A 22,565-nucleotide genomic window follows, 5' to 3' on the forward strand; every position below is an offset into this window, starting at 1 on the left:
ATGGTTTAACCAGAGTTAACCGGAGATTTGCCGTGGATACACTTAGCTGGTTATGTCAGCTGATTGCTTTTGATACCACCAGCCGTCAGAGTAATCTGGCCTTGATTAATTATGTGGCCGATTATCTAGAGAGCCGTAAACTGTCGCCATGGCTGGCACATAATGAAAAGGGGGATAAAGCCAATCTGTTTGTCACTATCCCGGCTGCTGATGGCAGTATTTCCGGTGGGATAGTACTTTCCGGTCATACTGATGTTGTGCCGGTAGACGGGCAAAAATGGTTATCAGATCCGTTTGCAGCAAATATACGCGATGGCCGCGTATATGGTCGTGGCAGTAGTGACATGAAAGGTTTTATTGCCAGCGTACTGGCTACGGTTCCGGATATGCAGAAGACAAAGCTGAAAGTCCCATTACATATTGCTTTGTCTTTTGATGAAGAAGTCGGCTGTCTCGGTGCACCGGTGATGCTGGCTGAGCTGGAAAAAAGAGGTTTGCAGCCGCAATCCTGTATTGTTGGTGAACCTACATCCATGCAAATGGTAGTAGCCCACAAAGGGATCCATACTTTCTGTTGTGAAGTACACGGTAAAAATGCTCACTCTTCGCTCACACCTGATGGTGTGAATGCAATTGAATATGCAGCCCGTCTGATTGTATTTATCAACCAGCTGGCTCAGCAATTACAACAGCGGGCTGATTTGGATCATGCTTTTGATGTGCCGTTTGCTACTGTTTCAACTGGCCTGATTCGTGGCGGTACTGCTATTAATATTGTGCCGGATTATTGTACCTTTGAATTTGATTATCGTAATTTGCCGCATATGACGGTAGAAGAACTGACTGAACCGATCCGGCAATATATTGCAACGACCCTTTTACCCGCTATGCAGGCAGTGGTACCGGAAGCATCAATTAAGCTAACCCATAATGTACAGGTACCTGCTTTAAATGACGCAAATAATCAGCAGCTGCATGCATTGATTACTCAACTAGTGGATAATAAACAACAAGCCAAAGTGGCCTATGCGACTGAAGGCGGCCAGTTTCAGAATAGCGGTATCAATACTGTTGTATGTGGTCCCGGTAGTATTACAGTGGCTCATAAGGCTGATGAATATATAGAACTGGAGCAGCTTGAACGCTGTGATCACTTTTTACGCAAACTGATTCAGGTGCAAAGCTTATCATTTACTTGATACGGTATTATCAAACTCTGCGCTGTTTTATATATAAAATGTTTAGGATTAACTGAAGAACAGGAAAATCAGATGGCAACCAAAAAATTTCTCTCTGCAGGGATATTGTTATTATCACTGATATTATCAGTGATGACTGTTCAGGCGAATGGCGTAAACGTTTATATGAGTGCTATTAATATGAGTTATGCGCGTTTTAATTCAGCGCAAACAGTCGCAGATGCCAGTAAAGCTCTGGCCAGTATGCGGGCTGCTGCCGTGGCCGCTAAAGCAAAAAAACCTTCCGGTCTGGAAAATGCTGCACCGAATAATCCAAAATTGAGAGCATACTATGCTGAGATGGATAAATTGATTGCAGAAATTGATAAAACCAATAATCTGGTTAAAGCGGGAAAAATGGTACAGGCTAAGGCAGAAGGTAAGAAAATATTGCAATTACGTGATGAAGGGCATAAAGCGATGAGGCAATAAAAGATACTAGGGCGGTATAGCAGTAAAAACGATAGTCCAGAATGCAAAAAGCCTGGTTCCGCCCCTTAAAAAGCTAAAGAACCAGGAAACATAGACAAATAAACTAACTGATAGATAATGACCGGAATCAATGAGTCTGTACGGACATTATCTTAAATTTTTCAGGCAATCCTTTTTTTGCAACATTTCTTTATCCCCTTTCTACAATCAGATAATTGTAGCTATTAATACAAAAAATATACTAAATGCAATAAATATAATATATTATAAAAACTAACTATCTCATTACTGATTATAATACTCAATTAACTTTGCTGTCAGGCTTGGCTGAGTAAATAATTACTTTTTTAGGGCGTTTCAGTTTATATCTGATAAATGAGCGTATATCAGAACCAAAGGTGTTGCTTTCACGCAAATTAATATGACAAAACTCTGGTAAAACCTGCTTATTGGTAATTGGAGCCATCGCTGGCGGAAACAGGCGTAACATATACGCTTCCAAATGGCGGCTTTCCGCCACAAAAATAGTCATAAACACTGCCTTTCCTGATTATTCTAATCAAACCGCTATGCGCTTCCAGACGCATCTGGCGGCAGAAGAATGGCAAGGCTGGAAGACCGTTAATCAGAACCGGCAGGCATAAAGCCTCCCTGCCATTGTCTACCATCGAAAAGGTATGCCAATGACTTGGTGAACAGAATATGAAAAAACCATAATAAAAATATCAATGGTTTATCTGTCTGATAAAACAGCCTTCCAGAGCTGACCGTACTATTTAATACGGTATAGACATCATACTGGCGAGTAATTAAATTTGTCAAGAATGTGTTAATTAAATAATATAATCAATAGTTAATGTAATATTTTATTTTTTTATTGTAATCATTAAAAAAATTATTTAATAAAATATAACATATTATTTTGTATGTATATTTTACATATATATTCTATGTATGCTGATATATTATGATATTAACATTTTTATTAGTGCTGTATGGCTGTTATTTAAATTTGAACATGAATTAGCTTAATCCCGCATTAATTCTTTATTTTTTATAAAAAATATATTTCAAAGCAGATTTGAAACAGTTTGCTGTCTTTCAAAAATGATCATTTAATGCAGTAGATATATTAATGATTTAGATACAGTTTTAATGCTATAGCTTTGAGTGAACCGTGATTTTATTAATGATAATGATGGAATTAAATTTGATTATGTTATATGTATTTCAAAACCGGAAAATCTAAGAATGAGCAAGGAGCCACGGTGTAGATAACCATGGCCTGCATACAATAGATACTGTTATTGACGATTACTCAGCCAGAGCATAAATTTCGTCCAGATTACGCCATTTACCTTCAGCATCCATGCCATACCCGAAAACATAACGATTGGGAACATCCAGTCCGACAAAATCAGCCATAATGGGCTTTTCTTTGCCAATCAGTTTGTTGGCAAAAACAGCTGTAGAACAGCTGGATGCACCCATTTCCAGTATCTGTTTTTTTACGGCTGCCAGTGTATGCCCTTCATCCAAAATATCATCCAGTACCAGAATGTGGCGTCCGACTACCGCATTCTGCGGGGCACGCAGCCACTGATAATTACCACCTTTAAGTTTATCACCGTAGCGGGAAATATGGATGTAATCAAAATCCAGCGGAAAACGCAGTAATGGCAGTAATTTTCCGGTGAAAACAACTGCACCGCCCATCACCGGTAATACCAGCGGGTATTTATCACTTAATGCTGCAGTGATGTCCGCAGCCATTTGCTCCAGCCTGGTTTCACAGGTTCTGCGGTCAAACAAAAGATCTGCTTTATCCAGCATTGCCTGAGTTTCGGCGCGTCTGTCAGTTACATCAATTATGCTCATTGGTATTGTCCATGTGTATCCGGGTAAGTAAAACCGTATGTCACTATTAACTGACCACCAATATGCTCAGAATAGATGCAGGTAGTGTTGTCTACGGTTTAATTGAGTAAATTTGTGCTGCTCTGGTGATTTGGCAGCACTAAGACGAATGTGTTTTGATTGTTTAAACCAGAATATTAAAGGTAAATTATCCCAGAATTTTACTTGTAATATGCGAATTTTATGCCATTCCGGCCATTTCGGGCAGTCTGAGAACAAGCGAGTAAAATAACTGACTGGTTTATTAGAAAAATTTTCTGACAGCAAGAGATAAAGAAGCACCATTGCTGTTATGCAGAATTAATCTGTTAACTACAATGGTGCCAAATGGTTGAATTATACCGGATGCAGGTAATGAATCTGCTGATTACTGCTGCCGCGCCAGATTAATGCCGGATCTTTCAGTTCCTGTATGAATTTACCGTCGATAAGGGTGTTGATTTCATTTACAACCTGCATTTGTGCCGGTGATAATTCTGCCAGTGTGTAGCCTGTCCATAGCCAGATGTCTTTATGTTCGGTTTCCTGCCGTACCCGTCTGACCAGTTTCAGGATAGCATTCAGGTTATGCGGGTGCAGCGGATCTCCGCCGGTGAGCGACAGCCCCTGACGCACAATACGTTTGTCGTTAAGGTCGCTGATAATCAGGTCTTCCATCTGCTGGTCAAATGGTTTACCGGAATCTGTCCGCCATGTGGTGGCGTTATAGCAGCCCCTGCATTTGTGCTCACAGCCGGCTACGAACAGTGTACAGCGGGTTCCGGGACCGTTGACAACATCAACCGGATAATACTGATGATAATTCATTCTTACAGTGCACCACATTGCTGACCAAGGTGTTTGACCCGTCGTTTAACTTCCTCTTGTTTGCCGGCATTAAACGGGCGGGAATCCGGACTGCCCAGATAACCGCATACACGTCTGGTAACGGATACCCGTGCAGGATCATGATTGCCGCATTTCGGGCAGACAAAACCTTTGCTGGTACAGGAAAACTCACCGCTGAATCCACAGTCGTAGCATTCATCGATCGGTGTATTGGTTCCGTAATAGGGAACATAACGGTAGCTGTAGTCCCACACGTCCTCTAATGCTTTAAGATTGTGCTGTAGATTCGGATATTCCCCGTAGCAGATAAAACCGCCACTGGCCATTTTCGGATAGGGTGCTTCAAAATCGATTTTATCGTAAGGATTAACCTTTTTCTCAACATCCAGATGGAAGCTGTTGGTGTAGTAACCTTTATCAGTCACACCATCGATAACCCCGAATTCGGCAGTATCAAGCCGGCAGAAGCGATCACACAGGTTTTCACTGGGTGTGCTGTACAGGCTGAAACCATAACCGGTTTCGGCTTTCCAGCGGTCGGCAGTGTCACGCAGTTTTTGTACGATAGCAATGGCTTTCTCGCGCAGGGTTTCGCTATCAAAAACATGTTTTTCGGTACCATACAGGGCATTAATGGTTTCGTGCAGACCGATATAGCCCAGTGAAATTGAGGCGCGGCCGTTTTTGAATATTTGAGCTACTGAATCATCAGCATTCAGACGTACCCCGCAGGCACCCTCCATATACAGAATCGGAGCCACTCTGGCTTTGACATTTTCAAAACGGGCAATGCGTGTCATCAGTGCTTTGCGGCACAGTTGCAGACGTTCATCCAGTAACTGCCAGAAGCGTGTTTCATCATATCTGGCTTCTATGGCGATACGGGGCAGATTCAGGCTGATAACCCCCAGATTGTTTCGTCCTTCATGGATTTGCTCACCGTTTTCTTCATAGACACCAAGGAAGCTGCGGCAGCCCATCGGGGTTTTGAAGGAACCGGTAACAGCGACAACCTGATCATAGTTAAGAATATCCGGATACATACGTTTGGAAGCACATTCCAGAGCCAGTTGTTTAATATCGTAGTTAATATCACCGGCTTTGTGGTTAATACCATCTCTTATGCTGAATACCAGTTTGGGAAAAACGGCTGTTTTGCCATTTTTACCAAGGCCTGCCAGACGATTGCGTAAAATAGCGGTTTGTATCAGCCGGCTTTCCCAGCTTGTGCCCAGACCAAAGCCAAAGGTTACAAAAGGAGTCTGACCATTGGCCGTATGCAGCGTATTAACTTCATATTCCAGTGACTGAAAGGCGTCATAACACTCTTTTTCAGTACGTGCGCGTGCATAGTCGGTTGCATTGGCAATCTGCCATTCAGTTGCTACTGCCAGATGTTTGTTGTAGCTGGCACGAACAAAGGGAGCCAGTACTTCATCAATACGGTTGATGGTGCTGCCGCCATAAATATGGCTGGCTACCTGCGCAATGATCTGTGCTGTTACCGCAGTGGCAGTGGCAATTGATTTAGGCTGCTCGATTTCGGCATTCCCCATTTTGAAGCCGTTAGTCAGCATGCCTTTCAGGTCAATCAGCATGCAGTTAAACATCGGGAAAAAAGGCGCATAATCCAGATCGTGGTAATGGATTTCACCCCTTTCATGTGCCAGTACCACATCGCGTGGCAGCAGGTGCTGCTGTGCATAGTGTTTGGCGACAATGCCGGCCAGTAAATCGCGCTGTGTCGGAATAACTTTACTGTCTTTGTTGGCGTTTTCATTGAGCAGACTAAAGTTGGTTTGTTCAACCAGACCCTGAATTTCACGATTTAGACGACTGCGTGATTCACGTGCCACATCTCGGGAATGGCGGTATTCAATATACGCACGGGCCAGCTCCTTGTACTGTCCGGCCATTAACTGGTCTTCAACAGCCTGCTGGATATCATGAATATCAATATATTCACGCTCGGCAAGATGACCGGCCACACTTTCTGCCACCTGATGGCAATAATCGATATCGTTAATCTGTACTGCTTTGGCTGCTTGTTGTATGGCTTCTTTGATGCGGGCTGTATCAAAAGGTACGTGACAACCATCTCTTTTAATTACAATGGGTTTCATGCTGATTATCCTTCTGCCACCTGTAATAACCGGCAGCAGTTACTGCATTGTTATTAAATAATAACAATTTGTCTGATCACAGTGCTTATATGTAAAAAATACTATATTTAGTGTTTAAATGCTGTTGTTGCGCTTTTTTTTACTATATATGGGATTTGTATGATGAATAAAGCAGCATTTTTCACATTTATTTGATATAGCGCATCATTCATGGTTGACATGGGTATTTATTATAGATAAATCATTGGCTTATATTATTGAAAACAAAGTGTAAAAAATGGTCATTTCTTGCCTGCAACTGAAATGCTGATGTCTGTAACCAGCTTGTCTGAAATCTCTGTTAGAAGGTAACAGGTCTGAATTAGATAATTTTATTTTCAATAATATGCTTATTGTCATTATCTGATGATTGCTATGCAAGTAGCCTAAGTTAGGCTGATGGGGATACTTATAATTGACAACCGGGTAAACAATATAGTTTGCCATCGGTAATGATAGTAAATCTATATAACAGATAAATTTGAGCATGGTAGGTGTCTGATAATTTAGAGATAAAAGAAACAAAAAACAGAAGTCCAAATTATATGAACTTCTGTTTTTATTGATTATGTCTTTATAACCTATTAATAGTCCAATATGCGACGACTTTGCCACAAATATGAATTTTATCCAAATCACCACGAGTAATTGTTTCCGAGGGATATCTTGATTGATTATCATTCATTACGCGATATTGACCATCAAATAATAATTGCAATCGTTTAATACTAAAACCATTATCAACGTAAAAAACATATATACCATCAGACATATAAAATTGAATTGTAGTATCAATAAATAGTAGGTCACCGTTCTTTAATGTGGGATTCATAGAATCACCTTTTGCTTTTATTATCGCAATTGATGTTAGGTTATTCCCTATATTTTCTTTCGCCCAAGCTTCAGGTATCTCAATTATCTGTTCTGCTTCCAGCGGCTCAATTTCAGTATTTTCAACATTTCTTTCTTCAATATCATTACAGATATTTAGATAATTTATTCTGATGTATCCATTTTTTGATTTACGGATCATTTGAGTATTGTCTGGTTCAATATATGGAAGTGGATATCCACATAAATTTGAGATTTTTACCATTACATCAAATGACACACCATTTTTATTAGTTTCCCATGCAGATACTGATGCCTTTCCCGATAAATTAAGTGCTAAAGCTAATTCTTCCTGACTTAAATCCGCATTCAAACGAGCTGATTTTACCCAATTACCAATATCAAACTTCATAAAAATACTCTAAAAAATCAGAGTATAGCTTTAATGTACTATTGCTGTATCTTAAATATTGACTAATCTAATCCAATCCACAAAGTATGGACTAAAAAATAATGAGGACATAGGATTGAATAAAAATATTTTAATTGCCGTAAGCATAGCAGGTGGACAAACTAATCAGATGGATGGGTAAATGAATCTCGGAATAGATGCGATAAATTACTAAAAAACAGATAAAAAATAACAATCAGATAATGGCAGGATACCGGCAGCAGAATGCCCGTATTACCGGATATTCTCATGCACATAAAGTAGGCAAAATCAGGTGTTATTCTGCCGATAATCACCTGTTATGAAAAACTATTTACTGTACCAGTATAAAGGCAGAATCATGACCGGATAAGCAAAGATAAAAGTTATAAAAACTGAGAAAATAAATGATTTATGAGCAGAATAGCAGAGACGTTCTGACTATTATTGCGCCCATTTGCGACACAGAGCCAGAATATCTGCACCAAAATTTCTGATTTTACTTTCACCTAATCCATAAATATGGTTTAAATCAGCCAGTGTGGCCGGCGGATGCCGGACTAAATCCTGTAATGTCCGGTCGGCAAAAATGGTATAGGCTGGTACATTGTTTTTGCTGGCGCGTTCTTTACGCCAGTTGCGCAGCGTTTGCCACAGACGTTCTTCGCGTTCAGTACGCAGCCAGGTTTCAGTATTGCGATTACTGCGGGTTTTATCATGCTTCAATGGTCGCAGCCAGACCTGTTGCTGGTTTTTTAATACTGCCCGTGCCTGCTCAGTAAGCTGTAATGCCTGATTGGCTATATCAACATTCAGATACCCTGACGCAACGCATTGCCGTACCACTGTACGCCACTCTTTAACTGTTAATTCACTGCCTATACCGAAAGTAGATAAATGCTGGTGTCCGCAGCGTATTACCAGGTCTGTTTCGCGACCGCGTAAAACATCAATCACATGTCCGGTAGGAAAACGCTGTTTTACCCGATACACGCACGAAAGTAATTTTTGTGCCAGTACAGTGCCGTCAAATCTGCTGGGCGGATCAGTGCAGTTGTCGCAATGTCCGCAGGACTCACCTTCCTCTCCGAAATAGCGCAGCAATAGCCGGCGGCGGCAGTCTGCAGTCTCACAAAAGGCCAGCATGGCATCGAGTTTTTGTAAATCAATGCGTTTTTGTGCTTCATCGCGCTCAGCAAGCTCAATCCGTTCGCGCAATAGTACCCAGTCATTCAGGCCATAACACAGCCAGCTGGTGGCCGGCAGGCCGTCACGGCCGGCACGCCCTGATTCCTGATAAAAATGTTCAATGCTGGCAGGCATATCAAGATGGGCAACAAAACGTACATCCGGTTTATCTATACCCATACCAAATGCTACTGTTGCTACGATAATAATGCCATCTTCCTGTGTGAAGCGGCGCTGATTCCGGCTGCGTATATCCCAGTCCAGTCCGGCATGATAGGGCAGGGCAGTCAGACCGTTTTCGCTTAGAAAAGCAGCAATGTCTTCCACACGCTTGCGTGACAGACAGTAAACAATACCATTCTCTCCGGACATCTGGCTGCGGATGAATTGTAATAACTGTTTCTTGCCGTTGTTTTTTTCAATAACCTGATAGTCAATATTCGGGCGGTTAAAGCTGGAAACAAATAATCGTGCGTCTGTTAAATCCAGATAGTGCTGAATATCTGCTCTGGTGGCATTATCTGCTGTGGCAGTAAGGGCAATACGCGGAATACCGGCAAATTCGTCTGCCAGAATGCTCAGTTGCTGATATTCAGGACGAAAATCATGTCCCCACTGGCTGACACAATGAGCCTCATCAATCGCAAACAGGCTAATACGGGTATTGTGTAAAAACTGTAAAAAACGCGGCATAACCAGACGTTCCGGTGCTACATATAATAGCTTCAGATGCTCAGCCGCGATTTCATCAGCAATACGCTGTATCTCTTCACCACTGGTGCCTCCGTGTACACAGGCAGCAGAAATACCATTGACATTCAGAGCTGTAACCTGATCCTGCATCAGTGCGATCAGTGGTGAAATCACAATAGCGACACCATCGCGCATTAATGCCGGAATTTGATAACATAAAGACTTGCCCGCGCCGGTAGGCATCAGTACCAGTGCATTATGACCACTGGCTACTGTGTCGATAATTTCTGCCTGTTGTCCGCGAAATTCCGGATAGCCGAAAACATCGTGTAGAATTTGCTCGGCATGGGTCACAAAACACCTGTTACATTTAATCTGAAACGGGTATTGTACTGCAATTTACCTTTATTTCCGACAGTTACCTGATGGCTGTTGCAAGGAATTAGCATGAAAATCATTTATTTCCGTCACCTGATAACCAGTTTGGCTGTTTGTGCTATTCTGGCTGCATGTACTACCACCAATGTTCCGAAAGCCAGCGGCAGCTGGGTTGAGCTTGGTGTATCGGCCAGTGGTAATATCCAGTATGCGCTTGATAGCGGCAGTATTAAACGCCAGGGTAATCTGGTTACTTTCCGCGATCGCAAAACTGTTATCGACCCTAAACAGCAGTATTACAGTAATACACCGGCTTATAAAACCGCACTGAGTACAACGCAGATTGACTGTAGTCGTAAAATATTCCGGGTACTTGATGTAGAGTTGCTGGATGCGCATGGCGAACTGATTCGTCAGGATCATTTTGGTGAAACAGATTTGCGCCCGATGGGTATTACCAGTGGTTCAGCTTCCGAACAGCAATATCAGCATGTATGTGCACATTAATTCTAATTAAGATTAATTCTGATTAAGAAAGTTAGCAGGCATGAAAGTAAAATATAGCTTGTGGTTGATTTTAGGTCTGGCGGTTACGGCATGGGCTGAATCTCCTGCCGATGTTGAATTACTCAGTGCTCAGAAAGCTTATCAGGCAGCACTGTCAGCACAAAGTGCCAGCCAGAGTAAAGCATTGCAATTGCAAACTCAGTTGCAATCGGCGCAGTTACAGCTGAAAAATGCACAGGATAATGTTACCCGTCTGCAAAATGATTTTAATCAGGCTGATGTTCAGCGACAGCAGGCTGATGCTGCATTACAGGCTGCCGGTACCAGACTGGATGCCGCATGGCAGGGTGTGCACGGCCGTTAAAACAGACAGGCTGCAATAACTGCCAGGGTGGAAAATCTCTTTGCATTTTTACATGCCTGACAAATGGCAACAGCTCGCGTAAAATAGCACTATTTTGCTCAGGCATTGTTTCTTGAAAAAACAATGCTATGGAATCAACTGTTGTCAAATGAATTATCCGATTGAATACGATGTAATTGTGGTGGGCGGCGGACATGCCGGTACAGAGGCGGCTTTGGCCGCTGCGCGCATGGGTGCGCAAACATTATTACTTACCCACAATATCGAAACTCTGGGACAAATGTCGTGTAATCCGTCTATCGGCGGCATCGGCAAAGGTCATCTGGTGCGCGAACTGGATGCGCTGGGCGGAGCAATGGCGCTGGCCGCTGATTACGGAGGTATTCAATTTCGTCGCCTGAATGCATCAAAAGGACCGGCAGTACGTGCAACACGGGCACAGGCCGACCGCATTCTGTATAAAGCAGCTATCCGTTCCATGCTGGAGAATCAGCCGAACCTGCAATTATTTCAACAGCAGGTAGAAGATATTGTTGCGCAACATGGCCGTGCTGTCGGAGTAATGACGGCAATGGGCGTTATGTTCCGTAGTCGTGCAGTGGTGCTGACGGCAGGTACCTTTCTGGCTGGTAAAATTCACATTGGTCTGGAAAACTATGCCGGTGGTCGTGCCGGTGATCCGGCAGCCCAGCGTTTATCAGGCTGTCTGAAAGAGCTGAATTTGCCTCAGGGACGTCTGAAAACCGGTACCCCGCCAAGAATTGATGGCCGCAGTATTGATTTCAGCCAGCTTAAAGAACAGCCGGGCGACAATCCGGCACCAGTATTTTCAGTACGTGGCAGCCGGGAGATACATCCGCAGCAGATTTCCTGCTGGATTACTCATACTAATAGTCACACTCACGATATTATCCGCAGCGGTTTCGACCGCAGCCCGATGTTTACCGGTAAGATTGAAGGAGTCGGTCCACGTTACTGTCCTTCTATAGAAGATAAAATCAATCGTTTTGCCGATAAAGAAAGCCATCAGATTTTTCTGGAACCTGAAGGACTGAAAACACACGAATATTATCCGAACGGTATTTCTACCAGTCTGCCGTTTGATATTCAGTTAAAGCTGGTGCATTCAATGCCCGGATTGCAGAATGCACATATCCTGCGCCCCGGTTATGCCATTGAATATGATTATTTTGATCCGCGTAATCTCAAGGCCAGTCTCGAAACCAAAAATATAGCCGGACTGTTTTTTGCCGGACAGATTAACGGTACTACCGGTTATGAAGAAGCAGCTGCTCAGGGCTTACTAGCCGGAGCCAATGCTGTATTATATCTGCGTGAAGCAGAACCACTGGTATTGCAACGTGATCAGGCTTATTTAGGTGTACTGGTGGATGATCTGATTACTAAAGGCGTTACTGAGCCGTACCGCATGTTTACCAGTCGTGCCGAATACCGTCTGCAATTGCGTGAAGACAATGCTGATATGCGTCTGACTGGTCTGGGGCGAGCTGTTGGTCTGGTAAATGATGCGCAATGGCAAATATTTCAGCGCAAACAGGAAGCAGTTGAGCGCGAACTGCAACGCATGAGCCACACATGGTATACACCATTGAATCTGCCACTGAGTGATCAGCAGCGGGTGCTGGGTCAGCCACTGAGTAAAGAATCCAGTTTGCTGGATATGCTGCGCCGGCCTAATGTCAGCTATGCTGACTTAATGACTTTACCTAATGCACAGCAAGAAGTACTTGAAGCCGATGCGGCTGAGCAGGTAGAAATTCAGGCCAAATATCAGGGTTATATTGAGCGGCAAAATGAAGAAATCAGCCACCGTCAGAATCTGGAAAAACTAAAATTACCGGCCAGCATTGATTACACACTGGTAAAAGGGCTTTCCGCAGAGGTACAACAAAAACTGAATCAATTTCGTCCCGAAACAGTTGGACAGGCTTCACGTATATCCGGTATCACACCGGCGGCAGTCGCATTACTGATGGTGCATCTGAAACGGGGTTTTGAGGGAGCAAAAAAATATGAATGACATGAAAACCATGTTGCAACAAGGTTTGCAGCAGATGAATATCGAACTGACTGTTCCGCAGCAATTACAATTACTGGCCTTTGTAGAGCTGTTGAAAAAATGGAATAGTACCTACAATCTGACTGCACTGCGCAATGATCAGGATGTTATCAGTCATCATATTCTCGACAGCCTCACTCTTTTGCCTTATGTAGAGCATGCCAGAGGCCTGATTGACGTAGGCAGCGGCGGTGGTATGCCGGGCATACCCGTAGCTATAGCACGCCCTGATTTGGCTGTCGCCCTGCTTGATGCTAACAGCAAAAAAACATCATTCCTGCAACAGGCAGTAATCGAGCTGGGCTTAAGTAATGTACAAGTTATAACGGCACGGGTAGAAGCCATGGTTGGTGAGCAGTTCGATGTCATTACCAGCAGGGCTTTTGCTGAATTGAATGATTTTGTTACCATCACTAAACAGTTGATGGCAAAAGGCGGTTACTGGGCGGCTATGAAGGGAGTTTATCCCTATGAAGAAATTGAACGGTTACCTGAAAATACAGAACTGATCCGGGTAGATAAACTCAGCGTACCGCATCTGGATGCAGAGCGGCATATGGTTCTGGTACGCAAGAAAGAAAGTGCATGAGTGCGCATATTATTGCAGTAGCCAACCAGAAAGGCGGGGTAGGTAAAACTACAACCGTAGTTAATCTGGCCGCTTCGCTGGTGGAAAAAAAGTCCAGAGTTCTGATAGTTGATCTCGACCCTCAGGGTAATGCCACAACTGGCAGTGGCATTAATAAAGCTAATGTAACCAGCGGAGTTTATGCTGTGTTGCTTGGTAATGAAACTATTCAGCAGGCCATTACTTCTGCTCAGCATGGCGGTTTTGATGTTTTACCTGCTAATCGTGCTCTGGCGGGTGCTGAGGTGGAGCTGGTGCAAGAGTTGGCGCGGGAAATGCGCCTGAAAAATGCACTGGCACAAGTGGCTGATCAGTACGATTACATTATCATTGACTGCCCGCCGACACTGACTTTATTAACCATTAACGGTCTGGTTGCAGCACAGCACATTATTGTACCCATGTTGTGTGAGTATTATGCACTGGAAGGTATTTCCGATCTGATTGCCACCGTGCGTAAAATCCGCCAGGCCATCAATCCGCAACTGGATATTTTAGGTATTGTCCGTACCCTGTACGACCCGCGCAGTTTGCTGGCAAAACAAGTGGACGAACAGCTGGGTACCCACTTTCCCGATAAGCTGTTCAGTACACCGATTCCGCGTAATATACGTCTGGCTGAAGCACCAAGCCATGGCATGCCGGCCTTGCAATATGATCCTCGTGCCACTGGTACCAGAGCCTATCTGGCACTTGCAGATGAAGTATTGCTGCGTACCAGTAAATAAGCAGTTAATAAGCATAAATTAAATGTATTTATGTAATAACAGCCTTTGCCACAATGTGGTGTTAATCCGGAAATTAAAGAGCGATACATGGTAAAAGCAAAAGGTTTGGGTGCAGGACTGGATGCCCTGCTTGGTTCCGGTAGCGATATTACCGGAGGGGATCGTTTAACAACAGTAGCGGTTACAGATATTATTCCCGGGCGTTATCAGCCACGAACCCAGATTGATGATGAAGGGTTACAGGAACTGGCTGATTCAATTCGTGCTCAGGGCGTTATTCAGCCAGTTATCGTACGTGAAATGGGGCTGCATCAGTACGAACTTATCGCCGGTGAGCGTCGCTGGCGTGCTGCTCAGCTTGCCGGGTTGCAGGAAATACCCGTAGTCATTAAAAGTATTACCGATGAAGCTGCGCTGGCAATGGGACTGATTGAAAATATCCAGCGGCAGAACCTGAATCCTATTGAAGAAGCTCAGGGGCTGAAACGTCTGGTAGATGAATTCGGTCTTACACATAATACAGTAGCCAAAGCAGTCGGCCGCAGCCGCAGCAGTATTTCTAACAGTCTCCGTTTACTTAATCTTCCTCAGCCGGTTCAGGACCTGATGTATGGCCGTCAGCTGGAAATGGGACATGCCAGAGCTTTATTAACTTTGCCGGTTATCCAGCAGATTGACCTGGCACAGAAAGCAGTACAAAATGGCTGGTCAGTGCGGGAAGTTGAGCGTCGCTGTCAGCAAATTCAGGCTAAACCAGAGGCTGCCAAACGTCATCCGGCAGAAAAAAGCAGTGAAGTTCAGCAAATAGAAGCGGCGCTTGAGCAACGTTTTTCTGTGCCTGTGCAGGTACAAAGTAAAAATCAGCGCAGCGGCCGGATTATTCTGCAGTTTGATAATCCGGAAACTTTAAGTCATTTATTACAGAAACTAGGACTAGAATAATTCCTGCAAACAGAAATTAACTGTGGCAAAATTGTTCAGCTGGGTTATCAGTTTAAGCAATATTGTAGAAAAATATAGAAAAATTAATTAATTAGGTGTGGTTAATTTAACAAAATTTCACAAAATTACTTGACGATATTGTATTAGTTGATTATATTATTGCAGCTTACCGAAGTGTTTTTCAGGGTAACAGAATGAAGTGGATCATGTTTTGGCAAACAGTCATGTTGTTTGCCGCAGTTTGCGTGTCCGCATGGTTGTGGAATTATTCTGCTATCTGGTCAGCAGTATTAGGTGGGCTGAGTTACCTGATACCTACATTACTGGCGATATTAACTATTATTGCTGCAAAAAAATTACCGGCGCTATTACCTGCAACACTGATAATGGCCGAGATTAGCAAAATTCTGATGATATGCCTGACGATGTTACTGGTGTATTTATGCTATTCCGCTGTTAACTGGTTTGCTTTCCTGACAGGACTAATACTGGTCAGTCAGGCTGGATTGTTCACATTTAGAAAAAGATTGTTATTATGAGCGGCACAGAGATGACTCCGGGCGAATATATTAGCCATCACTTAATTAATTACACCCAGAAATCACCAGATTATCAGACAAATATGGTTGATTTCTCATTTCTCAATCTGGATACACTATTCTTTTCCATTCTGACCGGTGTAATCGCTTCTGCTATCTTGTTTATAGCAGCCAGACGTATGAAAGCAGATGTGCCAACCCGTTTTCAGGCTGCAATTGAACTGCTAATTGAATTCGTTAGTGGTATCTGCAAAGATATGATTCATAACGAGAAATCTCGTAAGATTATTGCTCCTCTGGGGCTGACTGTATTCATGTGGATTCTCTTCATGAATATCATGGATTTATTGCCGGTGGATTTACTGCCATGGGCATGGCAGCATGCTACCGGTGATCATCATGCCTATTTGCGTGTGGTACCTACCGCCGATCTGAATACTACCATGGCCATGGCTATTTCAGTCTTGTTTTTATGTATTGTTTATAATATTAAAATCAAGGGACTGGGTGGCTGGATTCATGAATTATTCAGTGCGCCGTTCGGCAACAAAGTTTGGTTGTTTATCCCAAACTTTCTGATGAATATTATTGAGTTTTTCTCCAAAACCCTTTCACATGGTATGCGACTGTTCGGTAATATGTATGCCGGTGAAATTCTGTTTATGGTTATTGCCTTAATGGGTGGTGCATGGGGTATGTCCGGTGCCGCCGGTGTCAGTGATGTTGTGCTGTTTATCCTGCAGATAATTGCAGGTCTGGCATGGGCTATATTCCATATTCTGGTAATCGCCCTGCAGGCCTATCTCTTTATGGTACTGACTTTTGTTTATCTGGGTCAGGCTCACGATTCCCATTAAGGGTCAGTTTATTTGTTGTAGTATTCTCTTTTCTTTATATTTAAGGAGTTAAGTAAATGGGTGGTTTAATCGCTATCGCTTGTGGTCTGATGATTGGTATTTCTGCAATGGGTGCCTCTATCGGTATTGGTATGCTGGGTGCAAAATACATGGAATCTTCTGCCCGTCAGCCTGAATTAATGAACTCATTGCTGGGTAAATTCTTCATTATCATGGGTATGATTGATGCTGCGTTCATTATCTCCCTGGGCGTATCATTCTTATACTTTGCCAAAATTGGCGGCTGATAAACTTGGATTTGCTGGTTGTTAACTGTTTTAATTAATAAACACAAATTCTAAAGGTTTAATCGTGAATATCAATGCAACCCTAATTGCACAAGTACTCGTTTTTGTCATGTTTGTGCTATTTACGATGAAATTCGTATGGCCGCCCATTGTCAAAGTGCTTGATGCCCGTGCCGACAAAATTGCCGAAGGTTTGGCTGCTGCCGAACGCGGGAAAAACGATTTTGCTCAGGCGGAAAAACGTGTTGCTGATATCTTAGCCGAGGGTCGCAGTCAGGTCTCCGAAATGGTGGCCAATGCGGAAAAGCGTGCCGCGCAGATTGTTGAAGATGCCAAAACGCAGGCATCAGAAGAAGCTGCCCGTATCATGGCTCAGGCAAAAGCTGATGTTGAGCAGGAAGCCAACAGAGCCCGTGAAGCACTGCGTCAGCAGGTAGCTGATTTGGTTGTTAAAGGTGCCGAATCTATCCTGCGCAGCGAAGTTAATCCTTCACGTCACGCTGATTTACTGGCGAACCTGAAACAGGAGCTGTAATCCCATGGCTGAGTTCGCAACCATAGCCAGACCATATGCAAAGGCATTATTCAGTCTGGCACAAGAACAGAATCAAATTGAGTCTTGGTTGGACGAACTGAAAACACTGGCTGAAATTATTCTGCAACCCAAAGTGCAGTTACTGATTGACGAGCCGGAATGCGAATACACAGAAAAGGCAAAACAAATCCTGTCATTAGTGGATTTTACGCCGGCTGATGAATTAAAAAATTTCATCTTTCTGTTAGCGCAGAACAAACGCTTAACAGTTTTGCCAGAAATTTATACGTTATTCCAAGACTATGCTTTGTCCCTAAACGACATAAAAGAGGCCACTGTATACACGGCTTATCCCATTGACGAACAACAATTTACACAAGTCGTTTTAGATATGGAAGCCCATTTCAAAAGCCGGTTGAAAGCGCGTCAGGTGGTTGCCCCGGAATTGATTGGTGGCGTAAAAGTAGAAGTTGGTGACCAAGTATTGGATTTGTCGGTGCAAGGCAGATTAAACAGCCTGCATACGGCATTGATGAATTAGGAGAGTTTTCATGCAGCTTAATCCTGCTGAAATTAGCGATTTGATTAAAGCTAAAATCGCAAACCTGAACGTTGATTCAGAATTACGTACCCGCGGTACTGTAATGTCTGTAACTGACGGGATTGTTCGCGTTCACGGCTTATCAGACGTGATGCAAGGTGAAATGCTCGAGTTTCCCGGCAATACATTTGGTCTCGCCATGAACCTGGAGCGCGATTCTGTAGGTGCCGTGATTCTGGGTGAATCAGAACATATTAAGGAAGGTGACGAAGTTACCTGTACCGGCCGAATTCTGGAAGTACCGGTTGGCCGTGAACTGATTGGTCGCGTAGTTGATGCACTTGGCCGCCCGATCGATGGCAAAGGTCCGATTAATACTACACACACTGCTCCGGTAGAAAAAATTGCTCCCGGGGTGATTGCACGTCAGTCTGTAGATCAGCCAATGCAAACCGGTTTGAAAGCCATTGACTCAATGGTACCGATTGGTCGTGGTCAGCGTGAGCTGATTATTGGTGACCGTCAGACTGGTAAAACAGCCGTGGCACTTGATGCCATTGTTAATCAGAAAGATACCGGTGTTATCTGTATCTATGTTGCTATCGGTCAGAAAGCTTCTTCCATTGCCAGTGTAGTACGTAAACTGGAAGAACATGGTGCCATGGATCACACCATCATTATTGCTGCCACTGCATCAGAAGCAGCTGCACTGCAATATATTGCGCCATATGCCGGTTGCAGTATGGGTGAATATTTCCGTGATAACGGTGAAGATGCGCTGATTGTATACGATGACCTGTCTAAACAGGCTGTGGCGTATCGTCAGATTTCCCTGCTTTTGCGTCGTCCGCCAGGCCGTGAGGCTTATCCGGGTGATGTATTCTATCTGCATTCACGTCTGCTGGAACGTGCTTCCCGCATTAATGCACATGAGGTAGAAGAACTGACCAAAGGTGCCGTTAAAGGTAAAACCGGTTCTCTGACTGCTTTGCCAATTATTGAAACTCAGGCCGGTGACGTATCTGCATTCGTACCTACTAATGTAATTTCGATTACAGACGGTCAGATATTCCTGGAAACAGACCTGTTTAACTCTGGTATTCGTCCTGCTATCAATGCCGGTATTTCAGTATCCCGTGTAGGTGGTGCAGCACAGACTAAAGTCATTAAAAAGCTGGGCGGCGGTATTCGTCTGGCACTGGCACAGTACCGTGAACTGGCTGCATTCTCGCAGTTTGCTTCTGATCTGGATGAAGCTACCCGTAAACAGCTGCGTCATGGTGAAGTTGTGACGGAACTGATGAAACAGAAGCAGTTCAGTACACTGAGCACAGGTGAAATGGCGCTGACACTGTGGGCGATTAATAACGGCTCTTATGATGATGTGCCGGTATCAAAAGCATTGGCCTTTGAAGCAGAATTTTTAAGCTATGTGCGTACCCAGTGTCCGAATGTGTTACAGGACATTGATACAACCGGCGCTTTGAGCGATGATAATGCCAAAGCATTGGACGACGCCATGAAGACCTTCAAATCGTCTTACAGCTTTGCGTAAGCGTGTTATTGAAAGGAGTCTGAAATGGCAGTAGGAAAAGAGATTCTCACCAGAATTCGCAGTGTTCAGAATACTCAAAAGATCACTAAAGCGATGCAGATGGTGTCAACCTCTAAAATGCGGAAGACTCAGGAACGGATGCGTCAGGCGCGTCCGTATGCCGATAAAATTCGTCTGGTGATGAGCCATCTGGCACAAACCCATTCTACTCATAATGTACCTTTATTGCGCAGTAATAATGACAGCAAGCGTGTTGGCTTTATTGTTATTACCACAGATAAAGGCTTGTGCGGCGGATTGAATGCAAATATTTTAAAAGCATTCTTTCATAAGGTGCAGGAATGTGAGCAGAATGGTCTGGATGCAGAGATTGTGTGTCTGGGCGGTAAAGGGCTGGCAGCCTGTAACCGTGTGGGTCTGAATGTCATTGCCAGTGCTGTGGGTTTGGGTGATACACCCAAAGTAGCTACATTATTAGGTCCGTTAACGGAAATTTTCCAGCGCTATGCCGAAGGTAAACTGGATGCTATTTATCTGGTTTATGCCGGTTTTATCAATACTATGCGTCAGGAAGCACGTCTGGAAACCCTGTTGCCGATTGGTCAGAATGTTCTGGATGAAGTATCTGAAAGCAAAGAGTTCGGCTGGGAATATGTATACGAACCATCACCACAGCAGGTGCTGGAATTTTTAGTCCGCCGTTATTTAGAGTCTGTGGTTTATCAGGCCTTATCTGAAAATATGGCTGCCGAACAGGCTGCACGTATGGTAGCGATGAAAGCTGCTACTGATAATGCAAGCAATGCCATTAAAGAATTGCGTCTGATATATAACAAATCGCGTCAGGCAGCGATTACCACAGAGTTGTCAGAAATTGTGGCCGGTGCTGCTGCTGTTTAAGCAGCACAGGTCAAATAAACTTAGGATGCGATAATGAGCCAAGGCAAAATCGTACAAATCATTGGTGCGGTAGTGGACGTTGAATTTCCGCATGATTCTATCCCCAATGTGTATGACGCTCTTAAACTGGTTGATACTGATTTAACTCTGGAAGTTGAACAGTTACTGGGTGATGGTATTGTACGTACCATTCCGATGGGTACTTCCGATGGTCTGAAACGCGGTATGGCCGTAATCAATACCGGTGCTCCGATTACCGTACCGGTAGGTACAGCGACTCTGGGCCGGATTATGGACGTTTTGGGTCACCCAGTAGATGAAGCAGGTGAAATCAAAACCGATACTACCCGTTCTATTCATCAGCAGGCACCGAAATTTGATGAACTTTCCAGCTCTACTGAATTGCTGGAAACCGGCATCAAGGTGATTGATTTGCTGTGCCCGTTTGCTAAAGGCGGTAAAGTTGGTCTGTTCGGTGGTGCCGGTGTGGGTAAAACCGTAAACATGATGGAACTGATTAATAATATTGCTAAAGCACACAGTGGTTTGTCTGTGTTTGCCGGCGTTGGTGAACGTACCCGTGAAGGTAACGACTTTTATCACGAGATGAAAGATTCCAACGTACTGGATAAAGTAGCGATGGTGTATGGTCAGATGAATGAGCCACCAGGTAACCGTCTGCGTGTGGCATTAACCGGGCTGACCATGGCGGAATATTTCCGTGATGAAAAAGATGAAAATGGTAAAGGTCGCGATGTATTGCTGTTCATCGATAACATTTACCGTTATACACTGGCCGGTACTGAAGTATCTGCACTATTAGGACGTATGCCGTCTGCTGTGGGTTATCAGCCGACACTGGCTGAAGAGATGGGACGCTTACAGGAGCGTATCGCTTCCACTAAAACTGGTTCTATCACGTCTATTCAGGCCGTATATGTACCTGCGGATGACCTGACTGACCCGTCTCCGGCTACTACTTTTGCCCACTTGGATGCTACAGTCGTGCTGAGCCGTGATATTGCCTCTTTAGGTATTTATCCTGCTGTAGATCCGCTGGATTCCACTTCCCGTCAGCTTGATCCTGCTGTAATCGGTCAGGAACATTATGATGTTGCACGCGGTGTACAGACTACTCTGCAAAAATACAAAGAATTGAACGATATTATTGCAATTCTGGGTATGGATGAATTGTCTGATGAAGACAAGCTGACTGTAAACCGTGCGCGTAAAATTCAGCGCTTTTTGTCACAGCCTTTCCACGTAGCGGAAGTATTTACCGGTGCGCCGGGTAAATATGTATCTCTGCGTGATACTATTGCCGGCTTTAAGGCTATTCTGAGCGGTGAATATGATCACTTGCCGGAACAGGCTTTCTACATGGTAGGCAATATCGAAGAAGCCGCTGAAAAAGCGAAAACCCTAAACTAAGGAGCACTTGATGAGTACCATGCAAGTGGAAGTGGTGAGTAATGAAGAAAGCATCTACTCCGGAGAAGCAAGTTTTGTAGTCGTGCCTACTCTGGAAGGTGAGCTTGGTATTTATCCTCGCCATGAACCCATTATGAGCCTGGTGCGTCCTGGTGCCCTGCGTTTAACAGTGCCTGGCCAGAAAGAAGAAATTCTGGTAGCCGTATCAGGTGGTGTCCTGGAAGTACAGCCGGATAAGCTTACGCTGTTGGCGGACGTGGCCGTTCGCAGTGAAGAAATGGATCAGCAGCGTGCCGAAGAGGCTAAAAAAGCAGCAGAATCAGGTATACATGAAGCCAAAGATGATGTTTCTCTGGTAAAAGCACATGTGGCTTTAGCTGCGGCAATTGCCCAACTGAAAACGCTGGACTACTTGCGCACGCATCGAAAATAAACAACTTTGATGGCAATCAATCTATAACTATCTGATTGCCTGACTGAGATGTTGAAAAGCCCGGACAATTTGTCCGGGCTTTTTATATCTGCACAGATTCAATCGAATGTTATCAACAATGAATTCATTAGATATACATCA

At 43.9% G+C, this 22,565-nt stretch carries 23 protein-coding genes; 17 read left to right on the forward strand and 6 right to left on the reverse strand.

The features are described from left to right. Positions 1-32 precede the first annotated feature (32 nt). Positions 33-1,199: an acetylornithine deacetylase gene (gene argE, locus H3T75_RS07035; RefSeq protein WP_084587385.1), complete on the forward strand. Its 1,167-nt coding sequence runs from the start codon at positions 33-35 to the stop codon at positions 1,197-1,199. A 72-nt stretch (positions 1,200-1,271) separates the two neighbouring features. Next, positions 1,272-1,670: a cytochrome b562 gene (locus H3T75_RS07040; protein WP_025331641.1), complete on the forward strand. Its 399-nt coding sequence runs from the start codon at positions 1,272-1,274 to the stop codon at positions 1,668-1,670. 301 nt (positions 1,671-1,971) lie between these two features. Here the strand turns inward: H3T75_RS07040 and H3T75_RS07045 are convergent, their stop codons facing one another. The 6 genes from H3T75_RS07045 to recQ form a co-directional block, all read right to left on the reverse strand. Beyond that, a complete protein-coding gene (locus tag H3T75_RS07045; RefSeq protein ID WP_025331640.1) occupies positions 1,972-2,202 on the reverse strand; it encodes a hypothetical protein in 231 nt (76 codons plus the stop codon). A gap of 782 nt (positions 2,203-2,984) precedes the next feature. Beyond that, positions 2,985-3,542, reverse strand: a complete 558-nt coding sequence (locus H3T75_RS07050; RefSeq protein WP_198211402.1) for a hypoxanthine-guanine phosphoribosyltransferase — start codon at positions 3,540-3,542, stop codon at positions 2,985-2,987. Positions 3,543-3,923: 381 nt separating this feature from the next. After that, the gene (gene nrdG, locus H3T75_RS07055) at positions 3,924-4,394 is read right to left on the reverse strand and encodes an anaerobic ribonucleoside-triphosphate reductase-activating protein (RefSeq protein ID WP_025331637.1); all 471 of its coding nucleotides are present in this window, start codon (positions 4,392-4,394) and stop codon (positions 3,924-3,926) included. 2 nt (positions 4,395-4,396) lie between these two features. After that, complete coding sequence (gene nrdD / locus H3T75_RS07060; protein WP_198211369.1) at positions 4,397-6,538, reverse strand: anaerobic ribonucleoside-triphosphate reductase; 2,142 nt, start codon at positions 6,536-6,538, stop codon at positions 4,397-4,399. A 613-nt stretch (positions 6,539-7,151) separates the two neighbouring features. Beyond that, the gene (locus H3T75_RS07065; RefSeq protein ID WP_198211370.1) at positions 7,152-7,820 is read right to left on the reverse strand and encodes a LexA family transcriptional regulator; all 669 of its coding nucleotides are present in this window, start codon (positions 7,818-7,820) and stop codon (positions 7,152-7,154) included. A gap of 462 nt (positions 7,821-8,282) precedes the next feature. Further along, complete coding sequence (gene recQ, locus H3T75_RS07070) at positions 8,283-10,073, reverse strand: DNA helicase RecQ (protein WP_198211371.1); 1,791 nt, start codon at positions 10,071-10,073, stop codon at positions 8,283-8,285. A gap of 93 nt (positions 10,074-10,166) precedes the next feature. On the opposite strand from recQ, the gene H3T75_RS07075 reads away from it, so the two are divergent. The 15 genes from H3T75_RS07075 (at position 10,167) to H3T75_RS07145 (ending at position 22,424) form a co-directional block, all read left to right on the forward strand. Then, complete coding sequence (locus tag H3T75_RS07075; RefSeq protein ID WP_037394744.1) at positions 10,167-10,604, forward strand: surface-adhesin E family protein; 438 nt, start codon at positions 10,167-10,169, stop codon at positions 10,602-10,604. 40 nt (positions 10,605-10,644) lie between these two features. Beyond that, positions 10,645-10,968, forward strand: a complete 324-nt coding sequence (locus H3T75_RS07080) for a hypothetical protein (RefSeq protein WP_025331633.1) — start codon at positions 10,645-10,647, stop codon at positions 10,966-10,968. A 148-nt stretch (positions 10,969-11,116) separates the two neighbouring features. Next, entirely contained in the window at positions 11,117-13,009 is a 1,893-nt protein-coding gene (gene mnmG, locus H3T75_RS07085) for a tRNA uridine-5-carboxymethylaminomethyl(34) synthesis enzyme MnmG (protein WP_198211372.1), read from the forward strand. Continuing rightward, positions 13,002-13,637, forward strand: a complete 636-nt coding sequence (gene rsmG / locus H3T75_RS07090; RefSeq protein WP_025331631.1) for a 16S rRNA (guanine(527)-N(7))-methyltransferase RsmG — start codon at positions 13,002-13,004, stop codon at positions 13,635-13,637. The genes mnmG and rsmG overlap by 8 nt, the downstream gene beginning before the upstream one ends. Then, complete coding sequence (locus H3T75_RS07095) at positions 13,634-14,404, forward strand: ParA family protein (protein WP_025331630.1); 771 nt, start codon at positions 13,634-13,636, stop codon at positions 14,402-14,404. Before rsmG ends, H3T75_RS07095 begins: the two co-directional genes overlap by 4 nt. Positions 14,405-14,491: 87 nt before the next feature. Next, entirely contained in the window at positions 14,492-15,346 is an 855-nt protein-coding gene (locus H3T75_RS07100) for a ParB/RepB/Spo0J family partition protein (RefSeq protein ID WP_198211373.1), read from the forward strand. Between the two features lie 194 nt (positions 15,347-15,540). After that, a complete protein-coding gene (locus H3T75_RS07105; protein WP_232339940.1) occupies positions 15,541-15,885 on the forward strand; it encodes an ATP synthase subunit I in 345 nt (114 codons plus the stop codon). Continuing rightward, positions 15,882-16,742, forward strand: a complete 861-nt coding sequence (gene atpB / locus H3T75_RS07110) for a F0F1 ATP synthase subunit A (RefSeq protein ID WP_025331628.1) — start codon at positions 15,882-15,884, stop codon at positions 16,740-16,742. Before H3T75_RS07105 ends, atpB begins: the two co-directional genes overlap by 4 nt. 56 nt (positions 16,743-16,798) lie before the next feature. Beyond that, the gene (atpE, locus tag H3T75_RS07115) at positions 16,799-17,029 is read left to right on the forward strand and encodes a F0F1 ATP synthase subunit C (RefSeq protein ID WP_025331627.1); all 231 of its coding nucleotides are present in this window, start codon (positions 16,799-16,801) and stop codon (positions 17,027-17,029) included. Positions 17,030-17,093: 64 nt separating this feature from the next. Next, positions 17,094-17,564 (forward strand): F0F1 ATP synthase subunit B, encoded by a 471-nt coding sequence (locus tag H3T75_RS07120; RefSeq protein WP_025331626.1) that lies wholly within the window; start codon positions 17,094-17,096, stop codon positions 17,562-17,564. Between the two features lie 4 nt (positions 17,565-17,568). Continuing rightward, on the forward strand, positions 17,569-18,105 hold the full coding sequence (locus H3T75_RS07125) for a F0F1 ATP synthase subunit delta (protein WP_078475494.1): 537 nt from the start codon (positions 17,569-17,571) through the stop codon (positions 18,103-18,105). A gap of 10 nt (positions 18,106-18,115) precedes the next feature. Beyond that, positions 18,116-19,660 carry a F0F1 ATP synthase subunit alpha gene (atpA, locus tag H3T75_RS07130; RefSeq protein WP_084586236.1) on the forward strand — a complete coding sequence of 515 codons (1,545 nt, stop codon included), beginning with the start codon at positions 18,116-18,118 and terminating at the stop codon, positions 19,658-19,660. Between the two features lie 24 nt (positions 19,661-19,684). Next, positions 19,685-20,560, forward strand: a complete 876-nt coding sequence (gene atpG / locus H3T75_RS07135; RefSeq protein ID WP_025331623.1) for a F0F1 ATP synthase subunit gamma — start codon at positions 19,685-19,687, stop codon at positions 20,558-20,560. A gap of 33 nt (positions 20,561-20,593) precedes the next feature. Beyond that, positions 20,594-21,991 carry a F0F1 ATP synthase subunit beta gene (gene atpD / locus H3T75_RS07140; RefSeq protein ID WP_084548194.1) on the forward strand — a complete coding sequence of 466 codons (1,398 nt, stop codon included), beginning with the start codon at positions 20,594-20,596 and terminating at the stop codon, positions 21,989-21,991. Between the two features lie 10 nt (positions 21,992-22,001). Next, positions 22,002-22,424, forward strand: a complete 423-nt coding sequence (locus tag H3T75_RS07145; protein WP_041881260.1) for a F0F1 ATP synthase subunit epsilon — start codon at positions 22,002-22,004, stop codon at positions 22,422-22,424. The last annotated feature ends 141 nt before the right edge of the window (positions 22,425-22,565 follow it).

The organism is Snodgrassella sp. W8135, assembly GCF_016101225.1.
Taxonomy (GTDB): domain Bacteria; phylum Pseudomonadota; class Gammaproteobacteria; order Burkholderiales; family Neisseriaceae; genus Snodgrassella; species Snodgrassella alvi.

Excerpts from the sequence above, each read along its gene's own strand:
- H3T75_RS07040 (WP_025331641.1), top strand. The coding sequence starts at position 1,272 with ATGGCAACCAAAAAATTTCTCTCTGCAGGGATATTGTTATTATCACTG.
- H3T75_RS07045 (WP_025331640.1), bottom strand. The coding sequence starts at position 2,202 with ATGACTATTTTTGTGGCGGAAAGCCGCCATTTGGAAGCGTATATGTTA.
- nrdG (WP_025331637.1), bottom strand. The coding sequence starts at position 4,394 with ATGAATTATCATCAGTATTATCCGGTTGATGTTGTCAACGGTCCCGGA.
- nrdD (WP_198211369.1), bottom strand. The coding sequence starts at position 6,538 with ATGAAACCCATTGTAATTAAAAGAGATGGTTGTCACGTACCTTTTGAT.
- H3T75_RS07065 (WP_198211370.1), bottom strand. The coding sequence starts at position 7,820 with ATGAAGTTTGATATTGGTAATTGGGTAAAATCAGCTCGTTTGAATGCG.
- H3T75_RS07075 (WP_037394744.1), top strand. The coding sequence starts at position 10,167 with ATGAAAATCATTTATTTCCGTCACCTGATAACCAGTTTGGCTGTTTGT.
- H3T75_RS07080 (WP_025331633.1), top strand. The coding sequence starts at position 10,645 with ATGAAAGTAAAATATAGCTTGTGGTTGATTTTAGGTCTGGCGGTTACG.
- mnmG (WP_198211372.1), top strand. The coding sequence starts at position 11,117 with ATGAATTATCCGATTGAATACGATGTAATTGTGGTGGGCGGCGGACAT.
- rsmG (WP_025331631.1), top strand. The coding sequence starts at position 13,002 with ATGAATGACATGAAAACCATGTTGCAACAAGGTTTGCAGCAGATGAAT.
- H3T75_RS07095 (WP_025331630.1), top strand. The coding sequence starts at position 13,634 with ATGAGTGCGCATATTATTGCAGTAGCCAACCAGAAAGGCGGGGTAGGT.
- H3T75_RS07100 (WP_198211373.1), top strand. The coding sequence starts at position 14,492 with ATGGTAAAAGCAAAAGGTTTGGGTGCAGGACTGGATGCCCTGCTTGGT.
- H3T75_RS07105 (WP_232339940.1), top strand. The coding sequence starts at position 15,541 with ATGAAGTGGATCATGTTTTGGCAAACAGTCATGTTGTTTGCCGCAGTT.
- atpB (WP_025331628.1), top strand. The coding sequence starts at position 15,882 with ATGAGCGGCACAGAGATGACTCCGGGCGAATATATTAGCCATCACTTA.
- atpE (WP_025331627.1), top strand. The coding sequence starts at position 16,799 with ATGGGTGGTTTAATCGCTATCGCTTGTGGTCTGATGATTGGTATTTCT.
- H3T75_RS07125 (WP_078475494.1), top strand. The coding sequence starts at position 17,569 with ATGGCTGAGTTCGCAACCATAGCCAGACCATATGCAAAGGCATTATTC.
- atpA (WP_084586236.1), top strand. The coding sequence starts at position 18,116 with ATGCAGCTTAATCCTGCTGAAATTAGCGATTTGATTAAAGCTAAAATC.
- atpG (WP_025331623.1), top strand. The coding sequence starts at position 19,685 with ATGGCAGTAGGAAAAGAGATTCTCACCAGAATTCGCAGTGTTCAGAAT.
- atpD (WP_084548194.1), top strand. The coding sequence starts at position 20,594 with ATGAGCCAAGGCAAAATCGTACAAATCATTGGTGCGGTAGTGGACGTT.
- H3T75_RS07145 (WP_041881260.1), top strand. The coding sequence starts at position 22,002 with ATGAGTACCATGCAAGTGGAAGTGGTGAGTAATGAAGAAAGCATCTAC.